This window comes from Ruegeria sp. CK3 (assembly GCF_056536565.1).
Genome location: NZ_JBQFPV010000015.1, coordinates 49,405 through 70,912, shown reverse-complemented (window position 1 = coordinate 70,912; position 21,508 = coordinate 49,405). Strand labels below are relative to the sequence as shown.

Sequence of the window (21,508 nt, the reverse complement as noted above, 5' to 3'; positions counted from 1 at the left end):
ACATAGGCGGGTCGTCAGGGTATGGTGATGCAAAAGTATAAACGGGCAGAGTTTGAGCATGTCTGAGTCCAAGCGCCGCAAACCGACACTGGTAGCGGATAAAAGATACCCTTCGAAGGCGCGCAAACCTTCGACGACCAAGCGGGCTGCCAAGCCCGCGGGCAAGAAGTCGACCGCCCGAAAAACCACGACCCGCAAGACGGCACGGAAGAAAACGCGCAAGCGGTCGGGCGGCAATGGCGGAGGTTTTTTCCGTCGTCTGTTCCGCTGGATCTGGCGGCTGGTCTGGGGCGTGACATGGCGCGTTGGGGCCGTGGTCGCCATGCTGATCGCGCTGGCGGTGGGCGTGGTCTATACCTCGCTGCCCGATGTCGATGCCTTGCTGGATGGTCGCGCACGCGGCTCGGTCACGATGTTGGACCGCGATGGCAAGGTCTTTGCCTGGCGCGGGGACCAGTTTGGCGGGGTGATCACCGCCGATACCGTTTCACCCCACCTCAAGAACGCCGTCATCGCGACCGAGGATAAACGGTTCTACCGCCATTTCGGCGTCAGCCCGCGCGGTGTGGCCAGCGCGGTTCGCATCAACCTGAGCGAAGGGCGCGGTCCGCTCTCGGGCCATGGCGGCTCGACCATCACGCAGCAGACGGCCAAGCTGCTGTGTCTGGGCGTACCTTACGACCCTGCCGCGTGGGAGTCGGAGGCCGCTTATGAGGCGGATTGCCGTCAGGGCTCGCTCTGGCGCAAAGGCAAAGAGGCGATTTATGCCCTGGCGATGGAGGTGAAATACTCCAAGGACGAAATCCTGACGATCTATCTGAACCGCGCATTCCTGGGGGCTGGTGCACGTGGGTTCGAAGCGGCCAGCCAGCGCTATTTCGGAAAATCTGCGGCCGAGGTTTCTCCGGCAGAAGCCGCGATGCTGGCCGGTCTCCTGGTGGCACCATCGCGCTATGCGCCGACGAACAACCTGCAGCGCTCGCAGGATCGGGCGCGACTTGTGGTTGGGCTGATGGAAGCGCAGGGCTACCTGTCCGGCGCGCAGGCCAGTGAAGCGCGTGCCCGTCCTGCGCAACTCTCCGAAGCCGCTGCTGCCCGTGCAGGCGGCTATTTCGCCGATTGGGTCATGGCCAGCGGACCCGAGTTCTTCACCCGTAACACCACCGAGGATGTGGTGATCCGCACGACATTAGATCCGCGCATCCAGACCTCGGCAGAAGAGGCGCTGCAATTCATCTTTCAGGAAAAGGTGCGCGAGGGATCAAAGGCGCAGGCCGCGATTGTCGTGATGTCGGCAGACGGGGCGGTTCGCGCCATGGTCGGGGGCCGCAAAACCCGTGTCTCGGGCGCATTCAACCGGGCCACGCAGGCGTTGCGGCAGACCGGGTCCTCGTTCAAGCCTTTCGTCTATGCCACCGCGTTGGAATTGGGCTATTCGCCTTATGACACGGTGATGGATGAACCCTACTGCCTAAACATCCCCGGCTCGGGCCAGTGGTGTCCGAAGAACTACACCAACAAATATTACGGGCGCGTGTCTCTGGCGGATGCGCTGAAAGATTCGCTGAACATTCCCGCCGTGAAAGTGGCCGAGATTTCGGGGCTGGAAAATGTGCGCACCGTGGCCAGCGGGTTTGGAATCGCCAGCGATCTGGCGCAAGGCCCCGCGCTGGCGCTGGGCGCCTCAGAGAGCACGCTGATCGAGATGACGGGCGCCTATGCGGGGATTCTTAACGGGGGCTCGTCAGTGGAACCTTACGGCCTGACCGAATTGAAACTTCTGGGTGAAACCGAGCCGGTGATGGTCACGACCACAGGGATTGGTGAGCGGGTGATCAATGACAAAGCCGCCAAGGAACTGATCTGGATGATGGAGCGTGTGGTGTCCGAGGGCACAGGTGGCCGCGCCCAGCTGCCGGGATGGCAGGTGGCAGGCAAGACCGGGACAACACAGGCGGCGCGGGATGCATGGTTCATCGGGTTCACGGCCGATTACGTGGCCGGTGTTTGGATGGGCTATGACGACAACACGCCTTTGTCCGGTGTCACCGGAGGCGGCCTACCGGCTGAAATCTGGAAAGAGACGATGCTGCGCGTGACCGAAGGGATGACGCCCACGCCTCTGCCGATGATCGCGCCAGAACCGCCTGTGCAGGTCGCGCAACCTCAGCCCCGCCGCAAACAGGGCGGAGGGTTTGAACGCGCCATCAACAACCTGATCCGGGATATCTTCGGCGGGAACTAACGCGTCGCGGTCCAAACACAAAAAAAGGCGACACACTAGGTGCCGCCTTTTTCAATTCAAACGGATCGAGGATCAGACGCTGGCGTCCAGCGCGGCCAGGATCGCATCGCCCATTTCCGAGGTCGAAACCGGGGTCACACCTTCATCGGCCAACAGGTCTGCGGTGCGAACACCGTCGGCCAGCACTTTCTCGATCGCGGCTTCCAGACGGTCGGCCTCGGCCCCCTGATCAAAGCTGTAGCGCAGCGCCATGGCAAAGCTGAGGATACATGCGATCGGGTTGGCTTTGCCTTCACCCGCGATATCCGGGGCCGAACCATGGACCGGCTCATACATCGCCTTGGGACGGCCATTCTCCATCGGGGCACCCAAGGACGCCGAAGGCAGCATGCCCAGCGAGCCTGTCAGCATGGCGGCGCAGTCCGACAAGATGTCACCGAACAGGTTGTCGGTCACGATCACGTCGAACTGTTTGGGCGCGCGCACCAGCTGCATCGCGCCGTTGTCGGCATACATGTGGGTGACTTCGACCTCGGGGTAATCCTTGGCGACCTCGTTCACCACTTCGCGCCACAGAATGCCCGATTCCATGACATTGGCCTTTTCCATCGAGCACAGCTTCTTGTTCCGACGCATCGCCAGTTCAAAGGCCGAGCGCGCAGCGCGTTCGATCTCAGATTCGGTATAGCGCTGAGTGTTAACGCCCACGCGCTCATTGCCTTCCTCGAAGATGCCGCGCGGCTCGCCGAAATAGATGCCCGAGGTCAGCTCGCGCACGATCATGATATCCAGACCGGCTACAACATCGGTTTTCAGCGACGAGAAATCCGCCAGCGCGTCAAAGCACTGGGCCGGGCGCAGGTTGGAATAGAGGTCCATTTCCTTGCGCAGGCGCAGCAAGCCGCGTTCGGGCTTCAGGCTGAAGTCCAGATCGTCGTATTTCGGGCCGCCAACGGCGCCCAGCAGCACTGCGTCTACCTCTTGGGCTTTGGCCATGGTCTCATCCGACAGGGGTTTGCCATGGGCGTCATAGGCCGCACCGCCGACCAGATCCTCGCTCACGTCAAAGTGAAGGCCGCGATTGGTGTCGAACCAAGAGATGATTCTGCGCACTTCGGCCATAACTTCCGGGCCAATTCCGTCTCCGGGCAGGATGAGGAGCGAGGGGTTGGACATCGACAGTCTCCTTGCGTTTTGTCGCAAAGGGCCTAGCGTCTGCGCCGCACCGGGTCAATGAGACGATCCAGATGAATCACGAGGAAAACACATGTTGATACCGGGAAATCCCGTTCCAGGTCTAAAAATTGAAACAGTCGGGCACGGGGTGTTCGATCTTGAGGCCGACAAAGGTGAAAACGGAACGCTGGTGATCCAGTATCGCGGCCTGCACTGCCCGATCTGTATCAAGCAGATGACCGAGGTCGAAGCGGCGCTGGATGGTTTTGCCGCGCTGGGCGTCGAGGTCATCATGATCACAACAGATACCGCCGACCGCGCGGCCGAGGCTGCTGAAAAGGCCGGTGTGTCCCGTCTGCGTGTCGGGCACAGCCTGCCGCTGGCCGCCGCGCGAGAGGATTGGGGTCTGAACATCTCAACCGCACGTGAAGGCAGTGCCGAGCCCGCTTTCTTTGCCGAGCCGGGGCATTTCTATATCGCTACGGACCGGACGCTGTATTACGCGTGGCAGCAGACAACGCCATTTGGACGTCCGGCGATGGCGGATATTGTTGGTGGTCTGAAATTCACCCTCGGCAACAACTATCCAGCGCGTGGTACCTATACCGGCCCGCTCTAGGCCTTATGGCAGCGAGACATCGACCCACACCAGCCGGTGACGGCTGGCGCGCTGGGCGATCTCGCGCATCGGGTCCTCAGGATTGGGCCAGAACACACCCGAGTTAACAACCTGCAGGTCAGCTGAAGGCAGGACAAAGTCCACCCTCAGCTCTCCTACGGCTTTCCAGTTCACAGTTGCCACGTCGCCCTCCGCGGTCTTGGGCTGGGGGTCCTGCAGAAGTGGGTCGGAGAGAAGCGCGGCGATTGTCTCGGCGCGTCCGTCGCTCTTGCCGGGGTCCAGATTGGCGTCGCCCGCGATCACAAAGGGGCCATCCGGGATGGGACCAAGTTGACCGTCCAGAAGAAGGGACCAGAACCGGATCTCTTCGCTATTGCGCAGGCCGTTGCGGTCCTCTGGCCCGTCGAAGACCGGCGGAGTGGCGTGAAAGGTCATCAGATTCAAGGGCCCAAATGGCGTGTTGACGGGAACCACCCAATGCCCGGTGGAGGACAGCCTCTGCGCCGCCTGCGCCTGTGCTGAGGGGTAGGGCGCGCCATTCACGACCGGCAGTTCAGCCCCCGGCAGTTCTGACCACAACAGGGACGCGAAATCCTGTGCCTCGTCCTGTGCGATCTCGTATCGGGACAGAACGGCCAGCCCGCCATGACCCGTGAACAAACCCCAGCCCTGTGAGTCGCCCGGCCCTTGAGTGCGTCCGTCTCCGTCCAGATCCAGACCGCTGTCTATCCCGGTATTGGGCTGCGCGGCAAAATGATGTGGATAATCCAGCCCCGCCGCGCGCAGCGCATCGGCCAAAGCGGTCAACGCCCCAACATCCATATCCCAGTCGATCCCCTGCAACGCCAGAATGTCTGGCTGGACCCTTACAAGGACATCAACAACGGCCTGAACCTGTTCGTCATCTCGCTGAATATCGCGCAGCAGCAACCCGGGGCCTTTGCGGCTGAGTTCGGTGTTATAGGTGGCAACGCGCACGGTCTCTGCCTGTGCGGCCAGAGGCAGCATCAGCAGGATCAGGGTACGGATCATGCGGTCTGAGTGGACTCGGTCGTGGAATAGGCGCGGCGTTTTTCGACGATCAGCCCGGCAATTCGCAGGGTCGCCATACCGCGCATGATCATGCTTGCGGGCAGGAAGGCCCAAGCGCACATGGTCCAGATCAGGGTCTGAGGGTTGCTCAGCGAGATCGGGAGCAAGATATTTGTCAGCAGTTTCATCACTGCCGGGATCAGGAAGGGCAAAAGGATGCCAATGCAGATGTTCAGGCGCCCATCGCGCTGCAGGCGTGTTACCACGTCACCGCCCTTGGTCGGGTCGAACAGAGGCAGGTTCGTCCACACATTGAACGCGCCGTTTCCGGTCGGCCAGCCGCGCAGTTTCACAGCATAGGCGAAGCTTGCGATGGTCACCAATGCGGCCATGTAGGCGATGCTGGCAGCGACACGCACAAGCTCAACCAGCGGCTGGGCAGCGTCTGCGGGCAGCATCAAAACGATCAACCGAACTGGCGAATAGGGAAAATCGACTACATTCGCGACGGACAAGCCCATCGCGTAGGAAAAGCGGGTCATTTCAGTCGGCGCATAGGCGTTTTTGCAGATCAGCGTCAGGAACGTGACCATCGACATCAGGCCAACGAACCGCAAACGGTTCACCGGCGGCGCATCACGGAATTCGATAAAGCTGGGGAAGGCCGAGTTATATTCAGCAAAGGTCAGGATGAACGCGAGGATCGCGAGGAAGACAATGACCTCGGTCCCGTTCGTCGATGAAACTGGCAGGTACAACGCGGGGGTCAACACCATAACGGCGACCAAAATCCCACGTATCGCCGCCCCTGTCGTGCGTGCAATCACTATCCGAACCCTTTTTCAAACCGGAACCAGCCAATTCTATGTCGGCTTCATTCCAACTTGCGCCCGTCGCCTGCGTTTTATGACGGATACCTCTTTCGACCCAACATGGACGATAAGCGGTAATTCGCTCAAGCCAGGGTGCAGATAACACGTGATTTCGGGCAAAATGATGGCGCAACTGGTGCGGGATTGCATCAATTTCGACGCAAATCCGACGTGTATATCAATTTGAGACCTACATGTTGTGGTTCTCGGATTTTCAACCCCAAGAATGCGAACGGAGCCGCCTTGGCGACTCCGTTAGGTTGAGTATCAACAGATTCGTCCCCAGAATCACACCCAGGGGCGGGCCTGCCCGGCGTGATCCTCGAACTTGTCGATGTGATGGTCTTTTTCCATCGTCAGGCCGATATCGTCCAGACCGTTCAGCAGGCAGTGCTTGCGGTGCGGGTCGATGTCGAAGGTGATCTCAACACCGTCTGAGGTGGTGATCTTCTGATCTTCCAAATGCACGGTCATGCGGGCGTTCTCGCCCTTGTGTGCGTCATCCATCAGAACCGCGTGATGCTCTTCTTCGACCACAATGGGCAGGATGCCATTCTTGAAGCAGTTGTTGAAGAAGATGTCGGCGAAGCTGGTCGAGATCACGACTTTGATGCCGAAATCCTTGATCGCCCAAGGTGCATGTTCCCGCGACGAACCGCAGCCGAAATTGTCTCCGGCCACCAAAATCTCCGCCTCACGGTAGGCGGGTTTGTTCAGAACGAATTCTTCATTCTCCTGCCCGTCGTCGTGATAGCGCATCTCGTCAAACAGAACGACGCCAAGGCCGGACCGTTTGATAGTCTTCAGGTGAACTTTGGGGATGATCATATCGGTGTCGATATTGATCAGCGGCATTGGGGCGGCCACCCCGTGGACTTTGTCAAACTTTTCCATGTCTACACTCCTGCGGGGTAGGGCCGCGCCCGTGCCTCGCGTTTAAGCTTCTTTCGCTTCAGTTGTTTCGTCTTTGGGTGCGTTCTTGACGAAGAACGCCATGAAGACCAATCCGAACCCGTTGAACAGCATCTCGATGCCCAGGAAGATCCCCAGAATGCTTAGCAGGGCCTGCGGTTGCTGCCCGACATAGCTCCAGATGATGCCTGCCAGGACGATCGACAAGATGCCAGAGATCATCGTGGGCCAGAAAAACTGCGTTCCCTTCATTTGGAACGACAGAATGATCCGCGCGATGCCGCCTGCCATGAACAGGATCAGCATAACGGTCGCCAGCGTCAGCGTGCCCTGCAGTGGGTGATCCAGAAAGGACCAGCCCAGAAACAGCATGACCGCACCCATGATGAGTGACAGGATTTTGTTGCCAACGCCTTCAACTGTGAAGCCGCCAACAACCTGCAGCACGCCCGAGATCAGTAGCAACACGCCGGTTACCACCGTCACGGCGACAGATGCCACGACAGGTGCGCCCAGCACAAAGATACCGAACGCTATGGATAGGAGCCCCAGCAGGAGCCATTTGATCCAGTCACTCATTTGTTCAATCCCTCAAATATCTAGATATGAGGGGACCTTACATCATTTCGCGGACGTCTGTCAGCCGTCCTGTGATTGCCGCAGCGGCAGCCATTGCCGGGCTCAGCAGGTGAGTCCGCCCACCACGCCCCTGACGACCTTCGAAATTGCGGTTCGAAGTCGCGGCACAACGCTCTCCCGGTTGCAGCTGGTCGGGATTCATCGCCAGACACATCGAGCATCCCGCCAGACGCCATTCGAAGCCGGCCTCTTTGAAGATTTCGGCAAGGCCTTCTTCTTCGGCCTGAGCGCGGACAAGACCCGAACCGGGCACGACCATGGCGCGCATGCCGTCCTTGATCTTCTTGCCCTTCAGAATTTCCGCGGCGGCGCGCAGATCTTCGATACGACCGTTAGTGCAGGACCCGATAAAGACGGTGTCGACTTCGACATCGCTCAGCTTCTGACCGGCTTCCAGACCCATATATTCGATCGAACGGCGGGCCGCGTCGACCTTGCCGCCCTCAAAGTCCTCAGGGTGCGGAACGGTTGCGGTGATCGGCAGCACGTCCTCGGGGCTGGTGCCCCATGTGACGACCGGCGCGATATCTTCGCCGCGCAGGGTGATGACCTTGTCAAAATGCGCGCCTTCGTCGGTGTAGAGCGTTTTCCACCAGTCCAGCGCCGCCTCCCACTGAGCGCCTTTCGGAGCATGCGGGCGACCTTTGACATATTCAAAGGTGGTTTCGTCCGGTGCGATCAGGCCAGCGCGCGCGCCACCTTCGATCGCCATGTTGCAAACGGTCATACGGCCTTCCATCGACAGATCACGGATCGCTTCACCGCAATATTCGATTACATAGCCGGTGCCGCCAGCGGTGCCGGTCTCACCAATTACGGCCAAAGTGATGTCTTTCGCGGTCACGCCCGGCTGCAATTTGCCGGTGATCTCGACCTTCATGTTCTTGGACTTCTTCTGGATCAGGGTCTGAGTGGCCAGAACGTGCTCAACCTCGGACGTACCAATGCCGTGGGCGAGGGCGCCAAACGCGCCGTGGGTGGCGGTGTGGCTGTCGCCGCAAACAACGGTCATGCCGGGCAGGGTCCAGCCTTGCTCAGGGCCGACGATGTGGACGATGCCCTGGCGGACGTCATGCACAGGATAGTAGTGAATGCCGAAATCCTTGGCGTTCTTGTCCAGCGCCTCGACCTGAATGCGCGATTCGGGGTTTTCGATCCCGTTAACGCGGTCCGGTGTGGTCGGAACGTTGTGGTCCGGCACGGCAATCGTCTTTTCCGGTGCGCGCACCTTACGGCCGGCCATGCGCAGGCCTTCGAAAGCCTGCGGGCTGGTTACTTCGTGAACCAGGTGGCGGTCGATATAAAGCAGGCAGGTGCCATCATCGGCTTCATGCGCGACATGGGCATCCCAGATCTTGTCATAGAGTGTTTTGGGGGACATCGGTCCTCTCCCGTATGTAATGAGAAATAGCTGGCGAGGTGGCTTAGGCCGCCGATAGGCGGGCCAGAACCGTGCGGGCAGCCCCATAGAACCGTTCGCGCAACCGCGCGCGGTCTTCCAGATTCTGAAGTTGGGCTACATTGAGTCTCATATTCCGGTCAGATATAGACACTGGCCGAGTCTATCAAGGTCTTGTAAGGCCCTCAGATGCCATCAGGGCACATTCATGCGAGGCATCAGGCGTGCTTCATTGAAATGTCATGGGTCGCTTGCTACCTTGAATTTACCCTGCGCCGGGTTTACGGCGCGCAGCAAAGGAGGACTATGTCCTGTCTCTACATACCCAGGCGGGTTTGCCCGCCGATGACGGGGCCAGTGTAATGGCCCACTCTCAGTCAATCAGCGACAAGCTGCTTGAGCGTATCCTTTCCTCACTTTCCGACGACAAGGCCGAAGACGTCGTGCAGATCAACCTGCAAGGTAAGTCTTCTGTTGCGGATCATATGGTGATTGCCTCGGGTCGGTCGACCCGTCAGGTCGCAGCCATGGCGGAAAAGCTGACGGATCGCATCAAGCAGGAATTCGGTTTCACCTCGAAGGTCGAAGGCAAGGATGCCGGCGACTGGGTGTTGATCGATACGGGCGACGTAATCGTCCATATCTTCCGCCCCGAAGTGCGTGAATTCTACCAGCTGGAAAAGATGTGGCAGCCTGCGGGCGGCAGCGCCTCAGCTAACTGAGGCGCCATCCCGGCCTTTATTGAAGGGCCGGAGGCGAGAGAGATATGCGTATCAGCATAGTTGCGGTCGGGCGATTGCGCGCCGGACCCGAGAAGACCCTGCTTGACGATTACCTGACCCGATTCGACCGGACCGGCCGTGGCCTGGGCCTTGGTCCTGCGCGGGTGATCGAGGTTGAAGACAAGAAAAACGCCGGCATGGGCGCCGAGGCCGGGTTGCTGCGCAAGGCGCTGCCCAAAGGAGCGGTGATCTGTACGCTGGATGAGCGTGGACGGCTGATGTCCTCACCGGATTTTGCCCAAAAGCTGGGAAACTGGCGTGACGCCGGGCGGCAGGATCTGGCGCTGATCATCGGCGGAGCAGACGGAATTGACCCCTCACTGCGCGCCGAGGCGGATTTTTCCATCTCATTCGGGTCCATGGTCTGGCCCCATATGCTGGTCCGTGTGATGTTGGCCGAGCAACTCTACCGGGCCGCAACCATCTTGTCGGGCGGCCCCTATCACCGGGTCTGAAACGGGTCTGACATGGCGCAGCTTCTGATTGTCTATCATTCGCGCACTGGCGGTGCTCGGCAAATGGCCGAAGCAGCGGCCGAGGCCGGTAGGGATGAGGCAGATATCGTCCTGAAAACCGCAGATCAGGCCGGACCCGAAGATTTGCTGGCCGCCGACGGCTACATTTTCTGCGCCCCCGAAAACCTCGCCGCGATTTCGGGCCTGATGAAAGAGTTCTTCGATCGCTGCTACTATCCCGTTCTGGGCCGGATCGAAGGCCGCCCCTACGCCCAGATGATCTGTGCCGGATCAGATGGAGAGAACGCCGCCCGCCAAACCGCCCGCATCGCCACCGGCTGGCGGTTGAAAGAAGTACAGCCGCCTTTGATCATTTGCACCCATGCTCAATCGCCTGAGGCGATACTGGCTGAGAAGACAATCCCCGAAGACCAGCTGGATCAATGCCGCGAGATCGGCGCTGCTATGGCGGCGGGGCTGAGCCTCGGGGTGTTCTGATCCTTAGTTCAGGTCGATGATCGTGGTGTCTTCGCTCCAACCGCCGACATTGTCGCGGGCTTGAATCTGCACCTGCGTGATACCTTCGGGAATCGAAACGCAGCTCAGCGAGCGGGTGAAGGGCTGTTCGTCCACATGCGGGTGATGCAACACGCGCATACCAAGCTCGGCCCCGTCCATGTCCAGCACACGCCAACCATCGGCGTAGTCATCCCATCCGGTATCCGGATGCCGGATCGTCACATCAAAACGCCACGTATCTCCGCTGCGGCTGGCCGAGACGCTCTCGATGGTCGGCGGATCGGCAAGAACGGGTGTGGCAAGGAAAGCGGTCAGAATCAGGTAGCGCATGGGCAGATCCTAAGGAATTGATTGCGAAATAGGGATCACGTCTTGGTGTCAGGGAGCAAGGTCAGAAGCACCGTTCGCGAATGTGATGCGAACTCGCGCCGGTAAAGGACACCAAAGGTGATAACTGTGCCTATGATCAACGCGATGGGGCCAAGGAACCACGCGAGCGAGGCAAGCGCGAAATAGGTAGCCCTGAGGGCACGGTTGAAGCTGCGGGCGGCGGTCACACAAATCTCGGCAGCCTGCGCGGCGCGCGGGTAGGCTTCCGGGTCTTCAGGGTCATTCGGTACGGCGGCCATCAGGACGGCGCAGTAGCCGAACAAGCGGTGCGCCCAAACGTATTTCAGAAACGCGTTTGCCAGAAACAGGATCACAACGAGGATCTTGATCTCCCACACCAATGCAGGGGCGCTGCCAATGGCCAGATCGCTGGCAACGCCCGCCAGTTGCTCGGTATTGCCCAACAAAGCCAGTCCGCCGCCAATGGCGATCATCGTGGTTGAGGCGAAGAAGGTACTGCCCTGCCGCATGGCTGCAACGACCTGTGCGTCGAACATGCGGGGCTGGCGGGTGACCATCTCGTGCATCCAACCGCGGCGGAAATCATCCATCATCATCGCGACAGACAGTTTGCCCGGCGAGGGGTGTTCGATCTTCCAGCCGATCCCTTGCCAGGCCGCCAGCAAAAGCAAAACGGCCGCATAGTCCAGCGTCGAAAACATAAGCGCGCGATCAATCCAGGTCATGGCGCGACAGTAGGGTCAGATCATAAAACTTGCCAGACGGAGAAATTGGTAATATTATTTTACCAAATTGGAGGATCAGCCGTGGAAATGCCCCAGCCAAATCCTGATGTGCTTGCGCGAAAGCAGGCCGTTCTGGCGCGATTGCTACAGGTCTTGCCTGAGGACGCAGTGATTCACGACCCGTCAGAGACTCGGGCCTATGAGTGTGACGCGCTGACCGCGTATCGTTGCCCGCCCATGCTGGCGGTGCTGCCTTCGACCACGCAAGAGGTCTCGGACGTGCTGCGCATTTGCCATGACGAGAGCGTGCCGGTGGTCCCGCGCGGCTCGGGGACTTCGTTGGCGGGCGGGGCGCTGCCGACAGCGGATTGTGTGATCCTTGGCGTGGCGCGCATGAATGACGTGCTGGAGACGGACTATGACAACCGCTTCATCCGCGTTCAGACCGGCCGCACCAATCTCAGCGTGACCGGCGCAGTAGAAGAGGAGGATTTCTTCTACGCGCCCGACCCATCCTCTCAGTTGGCTTGCGCAATTGCGGGGAACATCGCGATGAACTCAGGCGGGGCGCATTGTCTGAAATACGGGGTAACCACCAACAACCTGTTGGGTGTGACCATGGTGATGATGGATGGCACCGTGGTCGAGATCGGCGGCGCACATCTAGACTCCGGCGGGCTAGACCTGTTGGGCGTTATCTGCGGCTCGGAAGGTCAGCTTGGCGTCGTGACCGAGGCGACGCTGCGCATCCTGCGCAAACCAGAAGGCGCGCGGCCTGTTCTGATGGGGTTCGATGACAATGAGGTGGCCGGTCAGTGCGTATCGGACATCATCAAGTCGGGTATCTTGCCGGTTGCGATCGAGTTCATGGATACGCTTTGTATCAAGGCGTGTGAGAACTTTGCCCATGCCGGATACCCCGATTGCCACGCGCTGCTGATTGTCGAGGTTGAAGGCTCGGATGCCGAGATTGACTATCAGCTTTCGAAGATCGTAGAGATCGCCAAACGCCACAACCCGGTGGAACTGCGCGAAAGCCAGTCCGCTGAGGAAAGCGCCAAGATTTGGCTGGGTCGGAAATCGGCCTTTGGTGCGATGGGGCAGATGAACGATTACATGTGTCTGGATGGCACGATCCCGGTCTCCGCGCTGCCACAGGTTCTGCGCCGCATCGGTGAGTTGAGCGAGGACTACGGCCTGCCCGTCGGCAATGTTTTCCACGCAGGCGACGGCAATATGCACCCGCTGATCCTGTTCGATGCCAACAAGCCCGGTGATCTGGAGAAATGCGAGGCGTTTGGTGCCGATATCCTGAAGCTTTGCGTAGATGTGGGCGGCTGCCTGACCGGAGAGCACGGGGTGGGCATCGAGAAACGGGATCTGATGTCGCATCAATATAGCGCGGCCGATCTTGAGGCACAGATGGCGGTGAAGGATGTGTTCGACCCGCAGTGGTTGCTGAACCCAGCCAAGGTGTTTCCGTTGGACGTGTCACAGGCGCGCCGGATGGCTGCGGAATAGGGGGCTCTGCCCCCATCCCCCCGAGGTATTTTAGAACAGAAGAAGTGTCATGAGACCAGAGACAGAAACGGAACTGGCCGAGATCGTGGCCGGGTTGCAGGGGCCGGTGCGTATTGCAGGCGGCGGGACGCGCGGGGTGGATGGCCCGGGGGCGGTTTTGAATGTGGATGGGTTGCGTGGGATATCGCTCTATGAACCCGGCGCGCTGACTTTGGTTGCGCAGGCGGGAACCCCGGTGGCTGAGATTGACGCCGCGCTGGAGGCCGAAGGTCAGCAACTGGCGTTCGAGCCTGCGGATTACCGTGCGCTTCTGGACACCTCGGGTGAGCCGACAATAGGCGGGGTTGTTGCCGCCAATATCTCAGGGCCACGGCGGGTGCAGGCCGGGGCGTGTCGGGATTTTCTGCTAGGCGTGCGCTATGTCGACGGACAAGGGCAGGTCGTCAAGAATGGCGGGCGGGTGATGAAGAATGTCACCGGCTATGATCTGGTCAAGCTGATGGCAGGCTCCTGGGGGACGCTTGGGGTGCTGACCGAAGTGTCGTTGAAAGTGTTGCCGAAACCCGAAGCGGTCGTGACCCTGGGCGTGCCGGTCGCCCATGCCACGGGCGCGGTTGAGGTTCTGTCTGCCGCTTTAAGGTCGCCTTATGAGGTGAGCGGGGCAGCCTTTGCCCCCGAAACAGGTCAGGCATTGCTGCGGATTGAGGGGTTTGCGGACTCGGTTGCGTATCGTGTCGGACGCTTGCAGGACGTGTTGTCCGGGTTCGGCGAGGTAGCCGTTGTAGAGGATTCAGATGCCACCTGGCCTGCGATCCGGGACGTGACCCCGTTCGCGGGCAAAGAGGGCGATGTCTGGCGTATCTCGGTCAAGCCCAGCGATGCGCCGGAAATCACTGCGCGGCTTGAGGCGAATAAACTCCTGCTCGATTGGGGCGGCGGTTTGATCTGGGCGTTAGTGGATGAGGGCACCGATGTCCGCGCGCGTCTTGGCGGTTTTCAGGGCTACGCCTCTATTGTGCGGGCGAAACCCGAGACCGTTGAGGCGCTGGGCCGGTTCCAACCGGAGCCCGCACCGGTTGCAGCCCTGAGCCAAGGTTTGCGGCAGCGGTTCGATCCCCGGGCCTTGTTTAATCCGGGATTGATGGGGTAGGCCGATGCAGACGACTTTCACCGAAGAACAGCTGCAGGATCCGGCGATCAAGCGCTCGAACGAGATCCTGCGCAGTTGCGTCCACTGCGGGTTTTGCACCGCCACATGCCCCACCTATCAGGTGCTTGGGGATGAACTGGACAGCCCGCGCGGCCGTATCTACCTGATCAAGGATATGCTTGAGAATGAGCGTGTGCCGGACGAGAAGACGGTCAAACATATCGACCGGTGCCTGTCCTGTCTGGCCTGTATGACGACCTGCCCGTCAGGCGTTCATTACATGCATCTGGTCGATCACGCGCGCGAGTATATCGAAAACAACTACAAGCGCCCATTGACCGATCGCGTGCTGCGCTGGGTTCTGGCGCAGATCTTGCCCTATCCGATGCGATTTCGCTGGGCCTTGATCGGGGCCAAGCTGGGCCGTCCGTTCCGGTTCTTGATGCCGGATGCGCGCTTGCGGGCGATGCTGGACATGGCGCCGAAACATATCCCTCCGGTCAGTCGCAATGACGACCCGCAGAGCTTTGCGCCCAAAACACCGCGCAAAAAGCGTGTGGCTTTGATGACGGGCTGTGCGCAAAAGGCACTGAACACCGATATCAACGACGCCACGATCCGTCTTCTGACCAGGTTGGGATGCGAGGTGGTGGTGGCCGAAGGGGCCGGATGTTGTGGTGCGCTGACCCACCACATGGGCAAAAGCAAGCAGAGCCACGCGGCGGCATCAGGCAATATCCGTGCTTGGGTGCGTGAAATGGATGGGGATGGGCTGGACGCCATCGTCATTAACACCTCGGGCTGTGGGACGACGGTCAAGGACTATGGGCACATGTTCCGAAATGACCCTCTGGCACAGGACGCGGCACGGGTGTCGGCTCTTGCGATGGATGTCAGTGAGGTCCTGATGCAATTGGACCTGCCCGGGCAGTCGGATCAGGGGTTGACCGTGGCCTATCACGCAGCGTGTTCCTTGCAACACGGGCAGCAGATTAAGACCTACCCGAAAGAGCTTCTGAAACGTGCTGGCTTCAAGGTTGTAGAACCCGCTGACAGCCATCTGTGTTGCGGTAGTGCGGGCACGTATAATCTGATGCAGCCCGAGATCTCGGGCCAGCTGAAGCAGCGCAAGGTGCGAACGCTTGAGGCGAAGAAGCCCGACCTGATCGCTGCCGGAAATATCGGCTGCATGATGCAGATCGGATCGGGAACCGAGCTGCCGATCGTCCATACGGTCGAGCTTCTGGATTGGGCCACCGGAGGTCCCGAGCCGCGTGGTTTGCAGGCGGGTGGAGCGACCTCCGAGGTGCCTATTTTGCGCTAGGCAGCGATGATGCGCCTTGGCATCAGTTGAACAGGAAATTTCCGCCAAGCCGACCTGCCCTATTTTCGCCCCACGCGACCCGTAGAACCGTTGACCGGAACGGAGAACCGGAGAACCGCGTGCGCAACTGGATCAAGGCCATCGTGCTGAGTGTGCTGCCAATGGCCGCCTCGGCGCAGGATACCGGGCTGAAAAGCCTTGAGACGTCGGATTCCGGACGGCAATGGATGGCTGTTGGGCGGCTGGATATTGACGGTACCGGGTTTTGTACTGGCGCGCTGATCTCACCCACGCTGGTGCTGACAGCCGCGCATTGCCTGTTCGAAAAACACACCAAGAAGCGAATCGACCCGTCGCGGATAGAGTTTCTCGCGGGTTGGCGACGTGGCAGCGCCTCGGCCTATCGTCCGGCGCGACAGGCCGTGATTCATCCGAAATACGTCTATAACGGCAGGGCCACCAGCGACCGTGTCCGCTATGATCTGGCGTTGATCGAGCTTTGGCAGCCGGTTCGCAACACCACCGTTATTCCTTTTGAAACCGGCGCGCGCCCTGACCAAGGCGAGCGGGTGGGTGTGGTGTCTTACGCGCATGATCGGGCCGAGGCCCCGTCGCTGCAGCAGGTTTGCTCGGTCATGGCCGGGCATCGTGGCGTTTTGGTGATGTCCTGCGATGTCGATTTCGGGGCCTCTGGCGCGCCGATTTTTTCGCTGAGCGGTGAACGTCCGCGTATCGTGTCTGTGGTGTCGGCCAAGGCCGAGCTTAACGGGGAAAACGTATCGCTGGGCACCGCGCTGGATGGATCGCTACAGCTGCTGCAGGCGGAACTGTCCAATGGAAATGGGTTTGGCCTGTCTTCGGGCAGCACCGGGTCTGGCAAGAATGTCGGAGCAAGGTTTATCCGGCCATGAGGAATGCCTTTGCCCTTTTCGTCCTGTGCGCCTCTTTGGTGGCCACGGCGGCGCAGGCCCAAAGCAACAAACGCACACTGACGGATCGCGATGACCTCTACGGGTGGGAGGCGATCGGCCGCCTGGATGTGGGCAAACGGTCTTTCTGTACGGGAACGCTGATTGCGCAGGACATGGTGCTGACAGCCGCCCATTGTGCCTTGGATAAACGCACCGGACAGGCCTATGAGCCGGGCGAGGTGACATTCCGCGCTGGGCTGAGCAATGGCGTCGCCCTGGCCGAGCGCAAGGTGGTTCAGATTGCCACGCTGCCAAGCTATGGGGCCAATGACCCTCTGTCGAATAAAGGTGTGCGCGAAGACGTGGCGCTGATGCGGCTGGACGAGCCGATCCCCTATTCGGTTGCCGACCCGTTTGTCCTGTACAAGGGCCCCGTCATCGGCTCGGAACTCAGTGTAGCCTCTTACGGGCGAGGCCGGTCCGAGGCCATAACGCGCGAAAAATCCTGTCGAATCCTAGATCGGAGAGACGGGCTGATCACCTTTGATTGCGATGTCACCTTTGGCTCATCGGGGTCGGCCGTTCTGACCAAAAACGGGTCGCGCTGGCAGATTTTGTCGGTTGTCTCCGCTATTGGCGAGAGTGGGGGGCGCAAGATCGGCTTCGGGATGGAGCTATCTCCGGTCGTCTCCGAACTCAAGGCGATCATGCGGCGGGATGCGCCCCAACCCAAAGCCACGATCCGCAGATTGCAGGTGGGTTCGGGCAAGTCCGGTTCAGGAGCGAAATTCATCAGCTCGGGCGGGGGTTGAACTTACGTAAATCGTTACCCATTTGATTTGTATCGGATCGCCACAACGGGGTCCGGTATCACCCGAGGCCCGTCCAGATTGGAGGGCTGAACATCGTAAATCGCTCAAGGATGAGGATAACGACACATGCGTAGTTTTGATTTTGCACCGCTGCACCGCGCCACCATTGGTTTCGACCAGATCGCCGACATGATGGACCGCGTTCTGACCAACGACGTGGCACAGCCCAGCTATCCCCCATACAACATCGAAAAAACCGACGCCGACACCTATCGGATTTCCGTCGCTGTCGCCGGTTTTTCTGAAGAAGACCTGTCCGTCGAAGTGAAGGAAAACGCACTGATCGTGGCTGGCAAGAAAGCCGCCGAGGACAAGGACCGCAGCTATCTGCACCGCGGTATCGCCACCCGTGCGTTTGAGCGCCGCTTTGCCCTGGCCGACCATGTTCGCGTGACAGGTGCCAGCCATGAAAACGGCATGCTGAACATTGACCTCAAGCGCGAAGTGCCCGAAGCGCTGAAACCGCGCCGGATTCAGATTTCCTCGGGTAAGGCCATCGAAAAAGATGTGGTTGATGCCAAGGCCGTGAACTGACGCGCCTTAAGTTCCTGCGGCGGTCTCCTCCTCCCTGACTGCCGCAACACCCGCCCCGCGTTCCTCCAGACGCGGGGCGTTGTTTTTTGGCGCTACCCAAGGGCTCTCTTCCCTGATCAACCACGTGGCTTTCCTGTTCCGATCTGCCTATAAGTGAATGAAAAGACCAAGAGCAGTCAGAGGTCATGCATGACCCTATTGGGCATCACATGTCAGAAGGATGACGGGCCGTTTCTGGTGGAATGGCTGGCCCATCACCTTGCGGCAGGCGTCGATCGGTTTCTGGTGCTGAGCCACGATTGCTCGGATGGGTCAGATGCGTTGTTGCAGGCGCTGGCCCAGGATGCGCGGATTGAGCATTTTCCATTCAACCCTAAGGGCAATAAGGCCGTGCAGTGGCAGGCGTTGAAACACGCCTCGGATCACCCAGCTTACGCTTCGGCCGACTGGGCGCTGTTTTTCGATTGTGATGAATTCTTGTGTCTGCGGGATGCCACTCTGCCAGATTTGTTGACCCGGTTTGAGGCAGCATCAGGGTCCTTCGATGCCCTTGCCTTGCCGTGGCGGTTTTTTGGCACGGGTGGTCAAGTACAGCGTGGCAGCGGTTTGACGCCCGAGAGGTTTACACAAGCCGCGCCCGAGGATTTGCATTTTCCGCTCGGCCACCTGTTCAAGACGCTCCACCGTCCGGCGGCGTTTCAGAAGCTGGGGGTGCATCGGCCCCGCAGCAAACCGTCAAAACCCGCGCGCTGGATCGGGCCGGATGGGGCGGACCTGCCGGTGGGCTTCGTGTGGAATGATAGCGCGATTTCGCTCTATGGTCTGCCTGTGGACGCGCGTCAGGTCTGGTTGAACCACTATGCCTTGCGCTCGCGCGAAGAGTTCATGGTTAAACGCGTGCGCGGTTTGCCGAACCACACGGAGCGCGAAATCGGGGTGACCTATTGGGCCGAGCGCAACTGGAACACGGTCGAAGAGACAAGCATTTCCGCAATGATGAACGTGACCCGTGCTGTTTACGCCGACCTGATGGACCTGCCCGGCGTAGCTGCCGCGCATGAGGCCTGCCTGAACTGGCACCGCGCCGCCTATGCGGCCTTGCAGCAAGATATCGAGGCCGTACGGCTGGAGTTCCGCCTAGGGCTGGTCAACAGCATCCCGCCCTCGGCGCAAGAGGGGGCCGCGTTTGTTGCCCGACAGGTCTCGCTTTTGTCAAAGGCGGCTGAGTGATGGGGCTGATCGAACGGCAGCTTGCAGGTCAGGATTTGGGTGTCGCGATCCTGCTCGATGCGGTTGTGCATCAGGATGGCGGCGCGCAGGTCGTCACGTTGTTCTTTGACCGTTTGATCGAGCCTGAGGACGTCATCCCCTCTGATGGCAGTAAGCTTGAGGAGATGGGCGCTGTGGGCGACGCGCGCATCCTGCGATATCGCTTGCCGCAACACGCTTTGCCTCGGTTCACGATCTGCGGTGTTCCGTTTGAGGCCAGTGCGCCCTCGGAATGCGCGCTGTTTGAGGGACAGAATGCGTTTATCGCTCAACGCAACGGCGAAAGCGTTGAGATCGTGTTGCAGTGGCTGACCTATCACATCGAAACGCAGGGTCTTGAGGCCGCGGTGGTCCTCGACCGTGCCAGGCCGGGTGCCGAGGATGGGTTTGCCGCCGCGCTTCGCGAGGGTCTGGAAGCTCACGCACTGACCTGTCAGGTGGTTCTCGTCCAGAGCCCGGTGCCGCTTGGTAAACCCGACCTTCCGCCCGAGGCGCACCCGTTTTGCGTTAGCGAGTCTCCGGGCAAGGACCGGATGAACGTCCCGCCCCCCAGCCCATGGGACAGCCCCCTTGGCGCGTTTTCGGTCTATGAGATCATGCGCACACGGTTTCTGGCGCAGGCGCGCGCTGTGGCAAATATCGACGTGCATGACCTTATGGTCGAAACAGATACATCTGTCTTCGACGCAGCCGTCGCAGCCGAGGGCGGGCTGATCGCGCTTTTCGGGCGGCATTGCTATCCGTGGCGCGTGCGTGCGGGCCAAAAGGCACATTTCGGCGATCATACATGCGTGCAGTTCGATGCGACGGGCGGTCGGCAGCGCTGGTGCATCGCGCCGGCCAAATCCGCCCCAGATGCGGTCTGGCGGTTGGTCCGGGTTGGAAATGCGCGCCCGGATTCGACCCTAACTATGGGGTTCTACCGTCATATGCTGTTGCGGCACCCAACACGCTCGATCTCGAAAATCGTGCCCAAGACCTCTCTGATCGAGCATGAGCCGTTGTTGCAATTGTCCGCCACGACCTGGGGGCACAAACCGGTGCGGATGCCCGAGTTGGAGGTCACCTCAAAGGAAACAGGGCGCGGACGCTGTGCCATCGTGACCACGATGAAGAACGAAGGCCCGTTCATTCTGGAATGGCTCGCCTATCATCGGGCTATCGGGTTCGATGATTTCCTGATCTACACCAATGACTGCACCGACGGCACTGATACGATGCTGGAGATGCTGCAAAGCAAAGGCCTGGTTCAGCACCGAGACAACCCGTTCCGGCAGATGGATATGCGTCCGCAGCACGCGGCCCTGCATTCCGCGGATGATGAGCAGATCGTCAAAGACGCCACGTGGGTCGCCTGCATTGATGTGGATGAATACGTGAACATCAAATGCGGCGACGGCACTCTGGACGCGCTGTTTGCCGCTGTACCTGATGCGAACATGATCGCGATGACTTGGCGTCTGTTCGGCAACGGCGATTCGCACGAGTTCGAAGACAGGCCCATTATCGAACAGTTCCAGCGCTGCGCCCCTGAATATGCCCGCAAACCGCATCAGGCCTGGGGGTTCAAGACGCTGTTCCGCAATATCGGCCTGTTCCGAAAGCTGGGTGTACATCGCCCCAAGGGCCTCAATCCGCAATTGTGGGAGGAGATCAACTGGGTCAACGGGTCCGGCGCGCCGATGCCGCGTTCGATGTTTCGCAATGGCTGGCGCTCCACGATCAACACCTATGGCTATGATCTTGTGCAGTTAAACCACTACGCTGTCCGCTCGGCCGAGAGCTTTCTGGTCAAGCGCGACAGGGGCCGGGTGAACCACGTTGAGCGTGATCAAGGCCTCGCCTACTGGTTCCGTATGAACAACAACTACGCCGAGGATCATTCCATCGCGCGCATGGTGCCAGCGATGCAGGCCGAACTGGACCGCCTGCTCAGCGATCCCGAGATCGCCGCCGCGCATGCCCATTCGGTAGATTGCCACCGTGCCAAGATCGCAGAGCTGAAGGCCACGCCGAACTACGCCGCTTTCTACGCCGAACTGACAGGCGCGCGCCTTGAAAAGCTTGCGCGTCTGCATCGGCATTTCGGGGCGAATGTGTTCCTCAAAGGCCCCTCATCCATTCCGGATGACGTGCTGGAGCATGACCCCGACAAAGATTGGTTCTTTACCGTCGATCATGACGGGGAAACACAGCATTAG

At 60.0% G+C, this 21,508-nt stretch carries 22 protein-coding genes; 13 read left to right on the top strand and 9 right to left on the bottom strand.

Annotation, left to right across the window (positions count from 1 at the left end; all coding sequences use genetic code 11):
- The first annotated feature begins 58 nt into the window (after window positions 1-58).
- Window positions 59-2,245 (top strand): transglycosylase domain-containing protein, encoded by a 2,187-nt coding sequence (locus ACR0C3_RS21095; protein WP_480760367.1) that lies wholly within the window; start codon window positions 59-61, stop codon window positions 2,243-2,245.
- Between the two features lie 72 nt (window positions 2,246-2,317).
- Here ACR0C3_RS21095 and leuB read toward each other — a convergent pair whose 3' ends face one another.
- Window positions 2,318-3,421 (bottom strand): 3-isopropylmalate dehydrogenase, encoded by a 1,104-nt coding sequence (gene leuB, locus ACR0C3_RS21090; protein WP_170379785.1) that lies wholly within the window; start codon window positions 3,419-3,421, stop codon window positions 2,318-2,320.
- Window positions 3,422-3,512: 91 nt separating this feature from the next.
- Here leuB and ACR0C3_RS21085 point away from each other — a divergent pair, with 91 nt between their 5' ends.
- Window positions 3,513-4,040 carry a redoxin domain-containing protein gene (locus tag ACR0C3_RS21085; protein ID WP_419740657.1) on the top strand — a complete coding sequence of 176 codons (528 nt, stop codon included), beginning with the start codon at window positions 3,513-3,515 and terminating at the stop codon, window positions 4,038-4,040.
- Window positions 4,041-4,043: 3 nt separating this feature from the next.
- Here the strand turns inward: ACR0C3_RS21085 and ACR0C3_RS21080 are convergent, their stop codons facing one another.
- The 6 genes from ACR0C3_RS21080 to ACR0C3_RS21055 form a co-directional block, all read right to left on the bottom strand.
- Window positions 4,044-5,072: an endonuclease/exonuclease/phosphatase family protein gene (locus ACR0C3_RS21080; RefSeq protein WP_480760366.1), complete on the bottom strand. Its 1,029-nt coding sequence runs from the start codon at window positions 5,070-5,072 to the stop codon at window positions 4,044-4,046.
- Complete coding sequence (locus ACR0C3_RS21075; protein WP_170555195.1) at window positions 5,069-5,899, bottom strand: hypothetical protein; 831 nt, start codon at window positions 5,897-5,899, stop codon at window positions 5,069-5,071. The genes ACR0C3_RS21080 and ACR0C3_RS21075 overlap by 4 nt, the downstream gene beginning before the upstream one ends.
- 333 nt (window positions 5,900-6,232) lie before the next feature.
- Window positions 6,233-6,838: a 3-isopropylmalate dehydratase small subunit gene (gene leuD, locus ACR0C3_RS21070; RefSeq protein ID WP_170472726.1), complete on the bottom strand. Its 606-nt coding sequence runs from the start codon at window positions 6,836-6,838 to the stop codon at window positions 6,233-6,235.
- 42 nt (window positions 6,839-6,880) lie between these two features.
- Window positions 6,881-7,435 carry an HdeD family acid-resistance protein gene (locus ACR0C3_RS21065; RefSeq protein ID WP_170379776.1) on the bottom strand — a complete coding sequence of 185 codons (555 nt, stop codon included), beginning with the start codon at window positions 7,433-7,435 and terminating at the stop codon, window positions 6,881-6,883.
- A gap of 37 nt (window positions 7,436-7,472) precedes the next feature.
- Window positions 7,473-8,876 (bottom strand): 3-isopropylmalate dehydratase large subunit, encoded by a 1,404-nt coding sequence (gene leuC / locus ACR0C3_RS21060; protein ID WP_170459358.1) that lies wholly within the window; start codon window positions 8,874-8,876, stop codon window positions 7,473-7,475.
- Between the two features lie 43 nt (window positions 8,877-8,919).
- On the bottom strand, window positions 8,920-9,027 hold the full coding sequence (locus ACR0C3_RS21055; RefSeq protein WP_152611973.1) for an isopropylmalate isomerase: 108 nt from the start codon (window positions 9,025-9,027) through the stop codon (window positions 8,920-8,922).
- A 229-nt stretch (window positions 9,028-9,256) separates the two neighbouring features.
- Between ACR0C3_RS21055 and rsfS the strand changes: the two genes are divergently transcribed.
- From rsfS to ACR0C3_RS21040, 3 genes are read left to right on the top strand one after another with little or no spacing between them, the layout of a single operon-like run.
- Window positions 9,257-9,616 carry a ribosome silencing factor gene (gene rsfS, locus ACR0C3_RS21050; protein ID WP_170379770.1) on the top strand — a complete coding sequence of 120 codons (360 nt, stop codon included), beginning with the start codon at window positions 9,257-9,259 and terminating at the stop codon, window positions 9,614-9,616.
- Between the two features lie 44 nt (window positions 9,617-9,660).
- Window positions 9,661-10,131 carry a 23S rRNA (pseudouridine(1915)-N(3))-methyltransferase RlmH gene (rlmH, locus tag ACR0C3_RS21045; RefSeq protein ID WP_170379769.1) on the top strand — a complete coding sequence of 157 codons (471 nt, stop codon included), beginning with the start codon at window positions 9,661-9,663 and terminating at the stop codon, window positions 10,129-10,131.
- Between the two features lie 12 nt (window positions 10,132-10,143).
- On the top strand, window positions 10,144-10,629 hold the full coding sequence (locus ACR0C3_RS21040; protein WP_170692384.1) for an NAD(P)H-dependent oxidoreductase: 486 nt from the start codon (window positions 10,144-10,146) through the stop codon (window positions 10,627-10,629).
- A gap of 3 nt (window positions 10,630-10,632) precedes the next feature.
- On the opposite strand, the gene ACR0C3_RS21035 is transcribed toward ACR0C3_RS21040, so the two are convergent.
- Together ACR0C3_RS21035 and ACR0C3_RS21030 are read right to left on the bottom strand one after the other, a co-directional pair.
- A complete protein-coding gene (locus ACR0C3_RS21035; RefSeq protein WP_480760365.1) occupies window positions 10,633-10,980 on the bottom strand; it encodes a hypothetical protein in 348 nt (115 codons plus the stop codon).
- A 35-nt stretch (window positions 10,981-11,015) separates the two neighbouring features.
- A complete protein-coding gene (locus ACR0C3_RS21030; protein WP_480760363.1) occupies window positions 11,016-11,726 on the bottom strand; it encodes a DUF599 domain-containing protein in 711 nt (236 codons plus the stop codon).
- Between the two features lie 81 nt (window positions 11,727-11,807).
- On the opposite strand from ACR0C3_RS21030, the gene ACR0C3_RS21025 reads away from it, so the two are divergent.
- The 8 genes from ACR0C3_RS21025 (at window position 11,808) to ACR0C3_RS20990 (ending at window position 21,508) form a co-directional block, all read left to right on the top strand.
- Window positions 11,808-13,247, top strand: a complete 1,440-nt coding sequence (locus ACR0C3_RS21025) for an FAD-linked oxidase C-terminal domain-containing protein (RefSeq protein ID WP_480760362.1) — start codon at window positions 11,808-11,810, stop codon at window positions 13,245-13,247.
- 49 nt (window positions 13,248-13,296) lie between these two features.
- On the top strand, window positions 13,297-14,397 hold the full coding sequence (locus ACR0C3_RS21020; RefSeq protein WP_480760360.1) for an FAD-binding protein: 1,101 nt from the start codon (window positions 13,297-13,299) through the stop codon (window positions 14,395-14,397).
- Between the two features lie 4 nt (window positions 14,398-14,401).
- Window positions 14,402-15,721: a glycolate oxidase subunit GlcF gene (glcF, locus tag ACR0C3_RS21015; protein ID WP_480760358.1), complete on the top strand. Its 1,320-nt coding sequence runs from the start codon at window positions 14,402-14,404 to the stop codon at window positions 15,719-15,721.
- Window positions 15,722-15,840: 119 nt separating this feature from the next.
- On the top strand, window positions 15,841-16,632 hold the full coding sequence (locus tag ACR0C3_RS21010; RefSeq protein ID WP_480760357.1) for a trypsin-like serine peptidase: 792 nt from the start codon (window positions 15,841-15,843) through the stop codon (window positions 16,630-16,632).
- Window positions 16,629-17,444, top strand: coding sequence for a trypsin-like serine peptidase (locus ACR0C3_RS21005; protein WP_480760356.1), 816 nt, complete (start codon window positions 16,629-16,631; stop codon window positions 17,442-17,444). Before ACR0C3_RS21010 ends, ACR0C3_RS21005 begins: the two co-directional genes overlap by 4 nt.
- 126 nt (window positions 17,445-17,570) lie before the next feature.
- Window positions 17,571-18,038 (top strand): Hsp20 family protein, encoded by a 468-nt coding sequence (locus ACR0C3_RS21000; protein ID WP_170484927.1) that lies wholly within the window; start codon window positions 17,571-17,573, stop codon window positions 18,036-18,038.
- A gap of 189 nt (window positions 18,039-18,227) precedes the next feature.
- Complete coding sequence (locus tag ACR0C3_RS20995; RefSeq protein ID WP_480760355.1) at window positions 18,228-19,268, top strand: glycosyltransferase family 2 protein; 1,041 nt, start codon at window positions 18,228-18,230, stop codon at window positions 19,266-19,268.
- Window positions 19,268-21,508, top strand: a complete 2,241-nt coding sequence (locus tag ACR0C3_RS20990) for a glycosyltransferase family 2 protein (RefSeq protein ID WP_480760354.1) — start codon at window positions 19,268-19,270, stop codon at window positions 21,506-21,508. The genes ACR0C3_RS20995 and ACR0C3_RS20990 overlap by 1 nt, the downstream gene beginning before the upstream one ends.

Bases quoted from the DNA above. Each gene is read 5' to 3' on its own strand.
- ACR0C3_RS21040 (WP_170692384.1), top strand. From the start codon at position 10,144: ATGGCGCAGCTTCTGATTGTCTATCATTCGCGCACTGGCGGTGCTCGG.
- ACR0C3_RS21005 (WP_480760356.1), top strand. From the start codon at position 16,629: ATGAGGAATGCCTTTGCCCTTTTCGTCCTGTGCGCCTCTTTGGTGGCC.
- leuB (WP_170379785.1), bottom strand. From the start codon at position 3,421: ATGTCCAACCCCTCGCTCCTCATCCTGCCCGGAGACGGAATTGGCCCG.
- rlmH (WP_170379769.1), top strand. From the start codon at position 9,661: ATGCGTATCAGCATAGTTGCGGTCGGGCGATTGCGCGCCGGACCCGAG.
- glcF (WP_480760358.1), top strand. From the start codon at position 14,402: ATGCAGACGACTTTCACCGAAGAACAGCTGCAGGATCCGGCGATCAAG.
- ACR0C3_RS20995 (WP_480760355.1), top strand. From the start codon at position 18,228: ATGACCCTATTGGGCATCACATGTCAGAAGGATGACGGGCCGTTTCTG.
- ACR0C3_RS21030 (WP_480760363.1), bottom strand. From the start codon at position 11,726: ATGACCTGGATTGATCGCGCGCTTATGTTTTCGACGCTGGACTATGCG.
- ACR0C3_RS21055 (WP_152611973.1), bottom strand. From the start codon at position 9,027: ATGAGACTCAATGTAGCCCAACTTCAGAATCTGGAAGACCGCGCGCGG.
- ACR0C3_RS21000 (WP_170484927.1), top strand. From the start codon at position 17,571: ATGCGTAGTTTTGATTTTGCACCGCTGCACCGCGCCACCATTGGTTTC.
- leuD (WP_170472726.1), bottom strand. From the start codon at position 6,838: ATGGAAAAGTTTGACAAAGTCCACGGGGTGGCCGCCCCAATGCCGCTG.
- rsfS (WP_170379770.1), top strand. From the start codon at position 9,257: ATGGCCCACTCTCAGTCAATCAGCGACAAGCTGCTTGAGCGTATCCTT.
- ACR0C3_RS21080 (WP_480760366.1), bottom strand. From the start codon at position 5,072: ATGATCCGTACCCTGATCCTGCTGATGCTGCCTCTGGCCGCACAGGCA.
- ACR0C3_RS21020 (WP_480760360.1), top strand. From the start codon at position 13,297: ATGAGACCAGAGACAGAAACGGAACTGGCCGAGATCGTGGCCGGGTTG.
- ACR0C3_RS21065 (WP_170379776.1), bottom strand. From the start codon at position 7,435: ATGAGTGACTGGATCAAATGGCTCCTGCTGGGGCTCCTATCCATAGCG.
- ACR0C3_RS20990 (WP_480760354.1), top strand. From the start codon at position 19,268: ATGGGGCTGATCGAACGGCAGCTTGCAGGTCAGGATTTGGGTGTCGCG.
- ACR0C3_RS21095 (WP_480760367.1), top strand. From the start codon at position 59: ATGTCTGAGTCCAAGCGCCGCAAACCGACACTGGTAGCGGATAAAAGA.
- ACR0C3_RS21035 (WP_480760365.1), bottom strand. From the start codon at position 10,980: ATGCGCTACCTGATTCTGACCGCTTTCCTTGCCACACCCGTTCTTGCC.
- ACR0C3_RS21085 (WP_419740657.1), top strand. From the start codon at position 3,513: ATGTTGATACCGGGAAATCCCGTTCCAGGTCTAAAAATTGAAACAGTC.
- leuC (WP_170459358.1), bottom strand. From the start codon at position 8,876: ATGTCCCCCAAAACACTCTATGACAAGATCTGGGATGCCCATGTCGCG.